The sequence below is a fragment of the Streptomyces sp. NPDC058221 genome (assembly GCF_042882365.1).
In the GTDB taxonomy this organism is placed as follows: Bacteria; Actinomycetota; Actinomycetes; order Streptomycetales; family Streptomycetaceae; genus Streptomyces.
On sequence record NZ_JBHVWF010000200.1, the window covers coordinates 1 to 11,262 of the forward strand.

Annotated in this window: 9 protein-coding genes and 1 pseudogene; 4 read left to right on the top strand and 6 right to left on the bottom strand. The window is 69.5% G+C overall.

Features of this window, described 5'->3' with window-relative positions:
- The 3 genes and pseudogenes from ACFVW8_RS35795 to ACFVW8_RS35805 form a co-directional block, all read right to left on the bottom strand.
- Nucleotides 1–206 (bottom strand): annotated as a pseudogene (locus ACFVW8_RS35795) (hypothetical protein); the annotation flags it as partial.
- Nucleotides 203–448, bottom strand: a complete 246-nt coding sequence (locus ACFVW8_RS35800) for a helix-turn-helix transcriptional regulator (RefSeq protein ID WP_389697597.1) — start codon at nucleotides 446–448, stop codon at nucleotides 203–205. The pseudogene ACFVW8_RS35795 and the gene ACFVW8_RS35800, both read right to left, overlap by 4 nt.
- A 204-nt stretch (nucleotides 449–652) precedes the next feature.
- Nucleotides 653–1,276: a YceI family protein gene (locus tag ACFVW8_RS35805; protein WP_389697599.1), complete on the bottom strand. Its 624-nt coding sequence runs from the start codon at nucleotides 1,274–1,276 to the stop codon at nucleotides 653–655.
- A gap of 224 nt (nucleotides 1,277–1,500) precedes the next feature.
- Between ACFVW8_RS35805 and ACFVW8_RS35810 the strand changes: the two genes are divergently transcribed.
- On the top strand, nucleotides 1,501–2,022 hold the full coding sequence (locus tag ACFVW8_RS35810; RefSeq protein ID WP_389697601.1) for a hypothetical protein: 522 nt from the start codon (nucleotides 1,501–1,503) through the stop codon (nucleotides 2,020–2,022).
- 77 nt (nucleotides 2,023–2,099) lie between these two features.
- On the opposite strand, the gene ACFVW8_RS35815 is transcribed toward ACFVW8_RS35810, so the two are convergent.
- A complete protein-coding gene (locus ACFVW8_RS35815) occupies nucleotides 2,100–3,080 on the bottom strand; it encodes a helix-turn-helix domain-containing protein (RefSeq protein WP_389697603.1) in 981 nt (326 codons plus the stop codon).
- A gap of 70 nt (nucleotides 3,081–3,150) precedes the next feature.
- Here ACFVW8_RS35815 and ACFVW8_RS35820 point away from each other — a divergent pair, with 70 nt between their 5' ends.
- On the top strand, nucleotides 3,151–3,474 hold the full coding sequence (locus ACFVW8_RS35820; RefSeq protein WP_389697605.1) for a cupin domain-containing protein: 324 nt from the start codon (nucleotides 3,151–3,153) through the stop codon (nucleotides 3,472–3,474).
- A gap of 60 nt (nucleotides 3,475–3,534) precedes the next feature.
- Here the strand turns inward: ACFVW8_RS35820 and ACFVW8_RS35825 are convergent, their stop codons facing one another.
- Nucleotides 3,535–4,182 carry a peptidoglycan-binding protein gene (locus tag ACFVW8_RS35825; RefSeq protein ID WP_389697607.1) on the bottom strand — a complete coding sequence of 216 codons (648 nt, stop codon included), beginning with the start codon at nucleotides 4,180–4,182 and terminating at the stop codon, nucleotides 3,535–3,537.
- A 282-nt stretch (nucleotides 4,183–4,464) separates the two neighbouring features.
- Here ACFVW8_RS35825 and ACFVW8_RS35830 point away from each other — a divergent pair, with 282 nt between their 5' ends.
- A complete protein-coding gene (locus ACFVW8_RS35830; protein WP_389697609.1) occupies nucleotides 4,465–5,550 on the top strand; it encodes a DUF4185 domain-containing protein in 1,086 nt (361 codons plus the stop codon).
- Between the two features lie 91 nt (nucleotides 5,551–5,641).
- Here the strand turns inward: ACFVW8_RS35830 and ACFVW8_RS35835 are convergent, their stop codons facing one another.
- Nucleotides 5,642–6,862, bottom strand: a complete 1,221-nt coding sequence (locus ACFVW8_RS35835; protein ID WP_389697611.1) for a glycoside hydrolase family 64 protein — start codon at nucleotides 6,860–6,862, stop codon at nucleotides 5,642–5,644.
- Nucleotides 6,863–7,261: 399 nt separating this feature from the next.
- Here ACFVW8_RS35835 and ACFVW8_RS35840 point away from each other — a divergent pair, with 399 nt between their 5' ends.
- Nucleotides 7,262–11,131 (top strand): endo-alpha-N-acetylgalactosaminidase family protein, encoded by a 3,870-nt coding sequence (locus tag ACFVW8_RS35840; RefSeq protein ID WP_389697613.1) that lies wholly within the window; start codon nucleotides 7,262–7,264, stop codon nucleotides 11,129–11,131.
- The last annotated feature ends 131 nt before the right edge of the window (nucleotides 11,132–11,262 follow it).

The window sequence follows — 11,262 nt, forward strand, 5'->3', positions numbered from 1 at the left end:
GATCGTTTTTTTTTATACGAGACCGCGCTCAGTTTGGTGCCGATGCTTGCCGCCACGCCTGCCGCGGTGTGTACCATATGGGCGGCGTCGGCCGCGCGCCGTCGCGCGGCCGTCGCGTACAGCGCGCCCGCCCGACGATCGTTCATGATGGCGAACATCCGCTGGTCGTAGCGCGTGTGCCGGGTTGCCCCGGTGGTGCTGGTCATTGCTTCCTCCCGTAGACCTCGTCCGTGAGCGGGCGGAACGGGCGGAGGGAGAAGACTGCCTCCACCGGCAGATCGAAGAACTCGGCGATGCGCAGCGCAAGATCGAGGCTCGGGTTGTACTGCCCGCGCTCGATGTAGCCGATGGTCTGGTAGTGGGCGCCGACCGCTTCGGCCAGTGTCTGTCGCGACACCTTGCGTTCCGCGCGCACCATCGCCAATCTGTTGTGTACCTGCTCGCTCATATATAAGAAGTACTACATTCAGGAGCGGGTTGACAACACCTTGCCCCCTGGCTGCCGGTGCGACGGCAGGCTGCGCGCATGGACGCTGGGATCGCCCCGGCCCCGGACCCGGGTGACCGAACGTGACCGCACGCCGAGCGCCCGCCGTCCGCCCCGGGAAGGGGTGGAAGGCGGGCGCGCTCGGGTCCGGTGTTCCCCGGGGTGTCAGGCCTGCGGTGCGGCGGCCTTGATCGCGGAGATGTCGAAGTTCAGCTTCACCTTGTCACTGACCATCACACCGCCGGTCTCCAGCGCCGCGTTCCAGGTCAGGCCCCAGTCCGAGCGCAGGATGTCCGCGCCGCCCTCGAAGCCGACACGCTCGTTGCCGTACACGTCGGTCGCGGAGCCGTTGAACTCCAGGTCGATGGCGAGCGGGCGGGTGACGTCCTTGATGGTGAGGTCGCCGGTGACGCGGTACTTGTCGCCGCCGAGCTGCTCGGCGGCGGTGGAGCGGAACGTCATCAGGGGGAACTTCTCGGCGTCGAAGAAGTCGCCGCTGACCAGGTGGCCGTCACGGTCCGCGATGCCGGTGTCCACGCTGGCGATCTTGACGTCGATCGAGGCGGCGGAGCCGGCCGGGTTGCTGCCGTCCAGCTTCAGGCTGCCCTCGTGCTCACCGAAGGAGCCGCGCACGTTGGTGACCATCGCGTGGCGCACGGTGAAGCCGATGCTGCTGTGTGCCGGGTCGATCGTGTAGTCGCCGGTGAGGGCGGCCAGTGCCGGGTCGACGGCGGCGGTGGTGGTGGCGGCGGTCGGGGTGTCGTTGTTCTTGCGGTTGAACAGAGCCATGGCTCCTCCTCGGGGACGTGATCGAGCGGACTCGACGTAGTTGTTTAACCTTCAACGACATTCACTGTAGACCCATCTTGTTCAAAGTTCAACATCTACGGTTCGGACTGTTACGGATGGCGCCGCGTGTTCATGCGGCCGTTACGTCGGACCCTCTGGCGGACGCGCGTAGAACTCGGGCACTATCTCCCTCTGCCCCTTTGTCATGCACAGGAGGAGTCCCCATGGTGCCCCGTATGACCTTGCGCCCCGTCCTCACCGCCCTCGCCCTCGTCCTCGGCGTTCTCTTCGCCCCCGGCGTCGGGGTGGTCACCGGTACGACGGACGCCTTCGCCGTCAGCAAGCTCACTCACAGCCAGGCCACCGCCCGGTTCACCTCGTCCGGCGTCACCTGGTCGTCCTCCGGCGGCTGCTCCAACCGCAACGTCGCCACCTGCACCTCCTTCGACCAGCTCAACCTGCCGACCGCCCAGGGTGCCCAGACACTCAAGAGCGCCACCGGCTGCGCGCTCAACATCACCGGCGGTACCGAGACCGGGCACGCCAGTGGCACGTACTCGCACTGGAACGGCTACAAGCTGGACTTCGGCAAGACCACCTGTCTCACCAACTACATCCACGGCGTGTTCAGTTACATCGGCCTGCGTGGCGACGGGGCACCCCAGTACCAGTCCGGCTCCGGCAACGTCTACGCGGACGAGGGCAACCACTGGGACGTGACCTACCACAACTGCGGCGGCTGCTGAGGCCTCGACCCCGCGCACGACGGCGCCCCCCGCCCTTCCGGAACGGCGGGGGGCGCCGTCGTGCGCGGAGGGTCCCCTCAGGCGCCCGGCCGGGCGTCCGTGCCGTGCTCGTGGCAGCCGAAGGAGCGCCGGTAGGCGGCCGGCGTGGTGTGCACCATGGCGTGGAAGCGTCTGCGGAGGTTCGCGGCCGAGTAAAGCCCGACGCGCACCGCGATCGTCTCCACGGGGAGGTCCGTCGCCTCCAGGAGGGCCCGGGCCGCCGTGACGCGCTGCTGGAGCAGCCATCGGCCGGGACTGACGCCGAGCTGGCCGGCGAACCTGCGGGCGAGCGTGCGCGGCGCGATCCCGGCCTGTGCGGCGAGGCCGTCGACGGTGAGGGGTTCGTGCAGCCGTTCGGCGGCCCAGTCGAGGACCGGGGCCAGGGACTGCGGTTGGCGGTCGGAAGGGGGCGCGGTGCTGTACTGGAGTTGCCCGCCCTCGCGGTGCGGGGGCATGACCATGTGCCGGGCGATGTGTGCGGCGTAGGCGGCGCCGTGGTCGGCGCGGGCCAGGTGCAGGCACAGGTCGATGCCGGCGGCGGTGCCCGCGCTGGTGGCGATGTCGTCCAGGTCGACGTACAAGGTGTCGGGCTCGACCCGCACGTCGGGGAAACGGCCCGCGAGCTCACCGGCCAGCCGCCAGTGGGTGGTTGCCCTGCGATGATCCAGGAGGCCGGCCTCGGCCAGCAGGAAGGTGCCGGAGCAGATCGCGACGATGCGGGCGCCGCGCCGGTGGGCTTGCCGGACCGCATCGATCACGTCGGGCGGGGCCGCCTCGTCGCGGCGCTGCCATCCGGGGATCACCACCGTGTCCGCCGCGTCGAGTGCCGTGAGATCGCCGGTCACGAGCATGTCGTATCCCGCCAGGGTCGGCACCGCTCCCGGACTCCCGGTGCACACCGCGAACTCGTAACGTCTCGGCAGTCCAGGGCGGTCCACACCGAAGACCTCGGCTGCGCAGGCCAGTTCGAACGTGGACTGCGGTGGCAGGACCAGCGCGGCAACCCGGTGAACGCTCATGGCAGAAAAGTACCCGCAGGCGTCAATCCAGACACTGGGCCGGAGAAGCCGCCGCCGCGACGATGGGGTCATGACCGAAGATTCGAGTGATGTCCAGATCCTGCACGTTGACGAGATCGAACCCGTCGAGGTCGTCCCCGGGATCATCCGGCGGAGGTTGCCGGCCACCGAGTGGGCCCGCGGCTGGATGTACGACTTCGCGCCGGGGACCGAATGGCCCGAGGTGGATGTGCACGAGGGCGAGGAGCGCTATTACGTGATCTCGGGCGAATTCATCGACCGGGGACGGCGGCTCGGGCCGGGCAGTTATGTCGTGTTCGCGCCGGGCAGTACGCATCGCCCGCGCACGGAGAACGGCGCACGCATGCTGGGCATCAGCATCCTCGCTCCGTAGCCGGCTGGACACATGAGGTGCCGCCGCGGCCCCCGGCCCGGGCGGGGGCCGCGGCGTGCCTCAGTAGATCGGGTCGACGGTGGGGCCCTCCTGGGCCAGCAGGTCGCGGGCGAACTGCTCCCACTGGGCGTAGGCGTCGGGGAAGGCCGACACCTGCACCGCCTGGCACACCTCGCCCGGCGGCCTGGTCTGCCAGTCGGGTATCTGGATGAGGCCCGGATTGCTGCCGAACGGGGCGACCCCGTAGAAGGACTTGGACGACGTGGGGACGTCCGTGATCTGTTCCGGGGTGCCCCAGCCGGTGCTCGGGCGCTGCTGGAAGATGCCGAGCGAGTCGTGGTCCACCGGGGTCAGGTAGTTCACGAACTTCGATTCCTGCATGGCCGTCATCAGCGCGATGACCTGTCCCTGCTCGGGGATCTGAGCGCCCTTGCCGACGCCGATGACGGTACGGGCGTTGGCGAGTTCCTCCGGGCCGAGGTCGGCGGCGACCGTGAAGACCGTCCGCAGTTCGCTGTCGGGCGCCGCCTGCAGGGACCTCGCGGTGGCCGCGTCGACACTGCCGGTGGGACGCAGGCCGTGCGCCGCCTGGAAGGAACGCAGACCGTGGGGGGTGGGTGCCGCCTGGGCGGTCGCCGGAACGGAAAGGAGTATCCCGGCAGTGGCCGCAGCGGCGGTCATGAGCTTCAGCATTCTCTTCTGTCGCATGGCGGCACGGTGTCGCGGACCCGAATATGGAGTCAAGCCCGCCGTTCAGTAAAGGAGTTGACGGAACGCGAATAGTCATCTGTCGCCGCTGGTAAGGGAGTTGAGGGCGATGTGAATCGACGCAGAATTCGCCGCGACGCAACGCCCGCCGTCATCGGTCCGACCAATGACGCAATTCCTTTTTGTTGCCCGTTGTCGTATGTGCTTGATGTGGGCGTCTGTCGGGGCGGCCGTATCCGGTCCTATCCTCCTGCGGAGTGTCCCCTCCCCACAGGAGCGTCCATGAACGGAATGAATCCGAGCCGGCGCACACTTCTGCGCGCCGGCGTCGGCACCGGAGCCGCACTCGCCGTCGCGGGCATCGCGTCCGGCGCCCCGGCCGCGGCAGCGGGGGAGCGTGCCATGCCCCTGGTCACCGGGGGCAAGGTGCGCAACCTCACCGGGCCGGCCGAGACCGGAGGCTTCGCCGCACCCTGGACCGACCTGGGGATTCCGGCGCGGTGCCCGGACGGCTCGATGCTCTTCGTGTGCGGCGACACCTTCGACGGGGGCGGCGTCGGCGGACCCGACTGGCGGGCCCCGGTCGGGCTGCGCGCCTCGAACCCCGCCCCGGCCTCGCTCGTCATCGACGGCAGCGTGGGCGGTGCGCACGCGGCCGGCCTGGTCCCCGAAGGCCACGACGGCGGCACCACGGCCATTCCCTCCGACGTGTTCACCGTCGGTTCCACGATGTACATGCATCTGATGCGCGGGGTCATCTACCGGACCGACCACTCGGACTTCTGGCGTTCCGACGACAACGGGGAGACCTGGCAATACCTCTGCCAATGGCCCGGCGACCAGTACAACGGGCAGTTCCAGCAGAAGACCTACGCGGTCGCGGACGACGGGTACTGCTATGTCCTGTCAACGGCCTTCAACCGCGAGGTGACATCCGATCTGCTGCTTCACCGGGTTCCGCAGAACGACCTGGGAAACCCCGCCGCATATGAGCCGTGGGGTTATGCCGGTGGCGTCTGGGCCTGGGGAAACCCGCCGACATCCGTCACCGCGCCGCGCCGCTGGGGCGAAATCTGTTTCCGGGCCATGGACGGGAAATACGCACTCACCTGGCTCAACATGGCCCCGCTGGACATGCGCGCGCAGATCTTTCCGCTGCCGACCGCGGATCTGTTCACCACACCGGAACAGACCATGATCGTGCCCACGGTGCCGGGGCTGGAGACCGGCAACGCGGTCGCGAGCCCGTACGGCGGCTTCATCGTCCCGGGGTCGTCCTTCGGCGACTTCCACATCGCCGTCAGCCAGTGGTTCGACGACCAGAACTACCGGGTGATGCAGTACCGCATCAACGGTCTGGCGGCCTGAGCGCGGACCGCGCCCGCCGGGCCGCTCCCGGGGCGTGGAAGGGCCCCCGTCCCGCCCGGACGGGGGCCCTCCCGGTCTCCGTGGGGGGAGGTCAGGAACCGACGCTCACGGTGAAGCGCGTCGGGTTGCCGTCGTTCGCGGCACCCGAGACATCCGGCTCACCGTCGGGGCGTACGTCGTCGTAGGGGAAGGCGTAGCCGATCGGGCTGTTGGCGTGCACGATCCGCGACCAGTGGTTGGTCACATCGCCCTGGTAGTAGTCCGCCACCGTGGTGCCGTTCGGCTGGTCCGGGTGGCTGAGCATGATCGACCGGTTGAAGCCGGCCGCGATCCGCGCCAGCAGGGCCTTCTTGTCGTCGTTGTCCGCCGGGTTGTTGGCGAACGGGCCGCCGTTGCAGGTGAAGATGTCCTGCGAGCTGGGCTTGGAGAAGGTGTGCCCGCCGTCGAAGGTCAGCGTGTCGCCGTCGACCCGTCCGGCGAGGACGCCGCGTCCACCCTGGAGGTCGATCCGCAGGTCCGTCGAGCGGTACTTCTCCCAGACCTCGTCGACCTGTGCGGCGAACAGGTCCCCGAACGGCATGTCGCCGCCGGACGACGCCATCAGGTTCTGCGGCGAGATGACCCGCAGCACGTTGCCGTCCGAACCGCGCTTCACCAGCTGGTCCCAGGGCTGCCCGTCGGCGGCGGCCTGGGCGGCGAGGTCGTCGGCGATCTTCTGCACGGCGCCGTCCGGGAGCGGGGCCACGGTGTGCTTGGTGTCGCCCTCCAGGGTCAGGCCGATGGGCAGCGCGGTCACCAGGTCGACGTAGCTGATGTTCGCGTACAGCTGCTCCGGGTTGAAGGTGAACTCGCAGAAGGACCAGGTGCGCCCGTAGTTCGCGTCCGTGGACGTGGCGAAGGCCGGCTCGACCAGGGAGGGCCCCGGGTTGAGGAAGAAGTCCAGGGTGTCGTCGTGCACGAAGTAGACCCGCGCCCCGTACATCTGAGGGAGCGTCACGACGACGGGTGCGTCGCCTGCCGCGTTCAGCGGGATGGCGCAGTCGACCGGCAGCGGGGTCTGCGGCTCCGCCGGGGACTCGGGGTGGTAGACGCTGCCGTCGGCCCGCAGCAGCACCCACTGGTCGGTGCCCTGCTCGTGGCCGGTGACGTAGGCGTTGACCTTGCCGGACAGGGACTTGTTCTCCAGGGCCAGTTCGCAGGTCGCGGCGGCCGCCGACGCGCGTGGACTCAGCGCGCTTCCCCAGAGGGGGTAGGTGAGTGCGGTCGCGGAAGCGGCGGCGCCGCCCGTCAGGAACAGTCTGCGCGAAATCACGAGGGGACTCCTGAGGCGTGGGGGGGTGGGGAAGTGAGGGGGTGGTGAATGGTGGGGGGCAGGAGGCCGCGGACGGCAGGATGATGCGGGGAGGTGGAACCAGCGCGTCCGCGGTGCGCACCACTCTCGCGAGGGCCCCGGCGATCGTCAAGACTTGTGACTGAGAGCGCTCTCAAAAACCGAAGGTCTTCACAACTCGACGCCCTGAACGGCTACTTGGCGTGTCCGTCCGGTTCCGGTCCGGACACCGCGATCAACACCTGAACGCGGGATCGGCAGCGGCTTCCCTGCTTCCCACGTGCGCTTACTTGGACTTACGCAGAGCGGTTGTTGGACTGGAGAGGCTCTCGGGGCCGTACGTCGTTGACGGTGTCCGGACACGGCGACTACGCAGAGCACATGTCGCCAAGATTCACTACGGCGGGCGCTGCTGCCGCCGCCTCAGCCGCCGTCCTGGCTCTGGTGGGGACCGCCCTCCCCGCCTCAGCCGCCGCCCCCACGCCCCCCGCAGCCGAATCGGCCGTCCCGGCAGGCGCCGTCATCGCCTCCGCGCAGCTCGCCGTCGCCGTCGCGGACGACTTCCCGCGTGTCCTCACGTACACCGACCGCGCCTCCGGGAACCAGCTGTCCGGCAGCACCCGGCCCGTCACCGAGGTGACCCTCAACGGCAAGGCGCACCCGGTGCAGCTCAAGGGCGCACCCAGGGTCACCAAGTCGGCCGCCCGCTACACGCTCACCTTCGCCGATCTGCCCGGCGTCGAGATCGACGCCTCGCTCTCGGTGTCCGGACGCGCCACCACGTTCAAGGTGACCGCCGTCCGTGACACCACGGCGTTCCGGGTCGGCACGATCGACATCCCCGGCCACGACCTCGTCTCCGTCGCGAGCACCGACGCCGGGGCCGCCACCGCCTTCACGAAGCTCGACCCCGACTCGACGAAGACGGCCGACGTCTTCGCGAAGGTCACCGACGCCACCGAGGCCGACGCGGCACCGGTCGGCGGGACCTACGCGTTTCTCAACACCGGATCGCTCGCGGCCGCCGTCGAGTCCAACTCCTCGTACGACAAGCCCTCCGGCGCCACCGGCGGCGACGACGCCCGCTTCTGGCACCAGGCCCGCAAGGACGACGACGGCTCCACCCGGGTCGGCGTCTGGTCGGGGCAGTGGACCTACCGCGGTGACGGCGCACCCAAGCCCGAGAGCGGCGACAACCTGCCCTGGGCGAAGGTCGTCGTCACGCCCGACGCCAACGGGGACGGGACCGTCGACTGGCAGGACGGCGCCGTCGCCTTCCGCTCCATCGGCGTGGTCGCACCGGGCAGCGAGGACACCGCGGACCGGGTCGTCACCCACATCCCGTTCAACTTCGCCAGCCAGGCGACCCATCCCTTCCTGCGCACCCTCGACGACGTCAAGCGGATCTCCCTCTCCACGGACGGCCTCGGCCAGCTCGCGCTGCTCAAGGGGTACGCCTCCGAGGGCCATGACTCCGCCCACCCCGACTACGGCGGCAACTACAACAAGCGCGCCGGCGGGCTGAAGGACCTCAACGAGCTCCTGAAGGACGGCAAGAAGTGGGGCGCGACCTTCGGCGTCCACGTCAACGCCACGGAGGCCTACCCGGAGGCGAAGGCCTTCGACGAGAACCTCGTCGACAAGTCCAAGCCCGGCTGGAACTGGCTGAACCAGAGCTACTACATCGACCAGCGCCGCGACATCAACAGCGGCGACCTGGCCAAGCGCTTCCAGCAGCTGCGGGACGAGACGAACAGCAACCTCAGCATGCTGTACATCGACGTCTACTACACGCACGGCTGGATCGCCGACAAGACCCTCCAGTCCATCCAGAAGCAGGGCTGGAACGTCTCCAGCGAATGGGCCGACAAGTTCGAGCGCGGCTCGCTCTGGTCGCACTGGGCCAATGACCTCGACTACGGCGACGCCACCAACAAGGGCCTCAACTCGCAGATCATCCGGTTCATCCGCAACGACGAGAAGGATGTCTGGAACAACGACCCGGTCCTCGGCCAGAGTGCCATCGACGAGTTCGAGGGCTGGACCGGCGAGACCGACTGGAACGCCTTCTACGACAACATCTGGCAGCGCAACCTGCCGGCCAAGTACCTCCAGCAGCAGAAGATCACCCGCTGGGACGGAAACGACATCACGTTCACCGGCGGGGTCAGCGGTGCGGTCGAGGACGGCAAGCGGACGTTCTACGACCACGGACGCAAGGTGCTCAGTGGCACCGACTACCTGCTGCCGTGGGACGGCGGCAAGAAACTGTACCACTACAGCAAGTCGGGCGGTACGAGCAGCTGGGCGGTGCCCTCGAAGGGCACGTACACCGTCTACGAGCTCACCGACAACGGCCGGGTGAAGACCGGCACCGTCCGCCCCGTGGACGGGAAGATCACGCTGACGGCCGAGGCCGGACAGCCGTACGTCCTCTACCCGGACAAGGCGCCGAAGGCCGCGGACGCCAAGTGGGGCGAAGGCACGCTCGTCGACGACCCCGGCTTCAACGACGGCAGGCTGGCCGACTGGTCGAAGACCGGCACCGCCGTCCGTGACACCGACAGCCAGGGCCGCAACAGCGCGAAGCTGTCCGGCACCGGCACGGCGGCGCTCTCCCAGAGCATCGGCGGGCTGAAGCCCGGCACGCGCTACACCGCCTCCGCCCTCGTCGAGGTCCAGCCGGGCAAGACCCGCCGCACCACCCTGTCGGCCGGCGGGAAGTCCGTGGCCGTGGACCGCTCCACCGCGAAGGACCAGGTAGCGGCATCCGACTGGCACGGCACGTACTTCCAGCGGGCGAAGGTGAACTTCACCGCTCCCGCCAACGGGCGCACCACCCTGCGCATCGAGGCCGCCAAGGGCAGCGCGGCGACCGTCCGCGCCGATGACGTACGCCTCGTCGCCAACGCCCCCGCGACCAAGAAGAACACCGTCGTGTACGAGGACTTCGAGGACGTCGACCAGGGCTGGGGCCCCTTCCTCAAGGGCGACGCGGGCGGTGCCACCGACCCCCGCACCAGCATCTCCCAGCTGCACGCCCCGTACACCCGGGCCGGCTGGAACGGAAAGCTCGTCGACGACGTGCTCGGCGGCAAGGAGTCCCTCAAGGCCCACGAGGAGAACGCCGGGCTCGTCTACCGGACGGCGCCCTGGACCGTGCCGATGGCCGACGGCCACCGCTACAAGGTCGAGTACGACTACCAGTCCAGCCACGCCGGCGCCTACGAGTGGGTCGACGGCTACGACCGGATCACCGCGGACGGGAAGCCCGACTCGGTCGGCACCCGGACCACCGCCATCGGCGCGCAGCACACCACCGGCCACTTCACCGAGACCGTCACGGCGGGCTGCGGCGACACCTGGACCGGGCTGCGCAAGCGCGACGACGCCCCCGAGGGTGCCGACTTCGTCCTGGACGGCTTCACCGTGACCGACCTCGGCGCTGCGCCCGCCGGTGAGCAGGCCGCCTGCGGCACGCTCACCGTCCAGCCGGCCGCAGAGACCCTGGAACCGGGCACGGCCAACACCGTGAAGGCGAGCTTCACCAACTACGAGGCCACCGAGGTCACCGGGGTCTCGGTGAAGCTGACCGTCCCCGAGGGATGGAAGGCCGAGCCCGCGGGCGACGTCACCTTCGACTCGGTCGCGGCCGGTGCGAAGGTCACCGGCAGCTGGCAGGTCACCCCGCCGGTGGACGCCAAGTACCAGACGTACCGACTGGGTTCCGAGGCGACGTACACGGTCGGCGGTGCGCAGCGGAACCTCGGCGCGCAGAGCTCCGTGCGGACGCTGCCGCCGCCTCCCACCACGGACAGCTGGGCCAGTGACCTCGACTGGACGGCCTCCGAGAACGGCTGGGGGCCGGTGGAGCGCGACCTCTCCAACGGTGAGACCGGCACCGGCGACGGCACCCCGCTGACCATCGGCGCCGTGGTGTACGACAAGGGCCTCGGCAGCCACGCACCCGCGAAGGTCCGCTACTACCTGGGCGGGAAGTGCACCTCGTTCACCGCCGAGGTCGGCGTGGACGATGTGCAGAAGAGCGCCGGCAGCGTGCAGTTCTCCGTGACGGCCGACGGCACGGAGAAGGTGAAGTCGCCGGTGCTCAAGGCCGCCGACAGCGCCTGGCCGCTGACGGCGGACATCACCGGGGCCAAGTACGTCGAGCTGATCGCCGGTGACGGCGGCGACGGCAACGGAAACGACCACGCCGACTGGGGCAGCGCCCGCTTCCACTGCGGAGGCTGACCAGCGGCACGACGTGCAGGGGCGGGGGGGGGGGGGGGGGGGGCCCCCCCCCCCCCCCCCCCCCCCCCCCCGGGGATGAGCAACCACCCCCCCCCGGTGCCCCACTTGCCCCCCCGGGGGCCCCCCGGGCA

What these genes read in the sequence shown, in the direction of transcription:
- ACFVW8_RS35820 (WP_389697605.1), top strand. Translation starts at nt 3,151, where the DNA reads ATGACCGAAGATTCGAGTGATGTCCAGATCCTGCACGTTGACGAGATC.
- ACFVW8_RS35825 (WP_389697607.1), bottom strand. Translation starts at nt 4,182, where the DNA reads ATGCGACAGAAGAGAATGCTGAAGCTCATGACCGCCGCTGCGGCCACT.
- ACFVW8_RS35840 (WP_389697613.1), top strand. Translation starts at nt 7,262, where the DNA reads ATGTCGCCAAGATTCACTACGGCGGGCGCTGCTGCCGCCGCCTCAGCC.
- ACFVW8_RS35810 (WP_389697601.1), top strand. Translation starts at nt 1,501, where the DNA reads ATGGTGCCCCGTATGACCTTGCGCCCCGTCCTCACCGCCCTCGCCCTC.
- ACFVW8_RS35800 (WP_389697597.1), bottom strand. Translation starts at nt 448, where the DNA reads ATGAGCGAGCAGGTACACAACAGATTGGCGATGGTGCGCGCGGAACGC.
- ACFVW8_RS35815 (WP_389697603.1), bottom strand. Translation starts at nt 3,080, where the DNA reads ATGAGCGTTCACCGGGTTGCCGCGCTGGTCCTGCCACCGCAGTCCACG.
- ACFVW8_RS35805 (WP_389697599.1), bottom strand. Translation starts at nt 1,276, where the DNA reads ATGGCTCTGTTCAACCGCAAGAACAACGACACCCCGACCGCCGCCACC.
- ACFVW8_RS35830 (WP_389697609.1), top strand. Translation starts at nt 4,465, where the DNA reads ATGAACGGAATGAATCCGAGCCGGCGCACACTTCTGCGCGCCGGCGTC.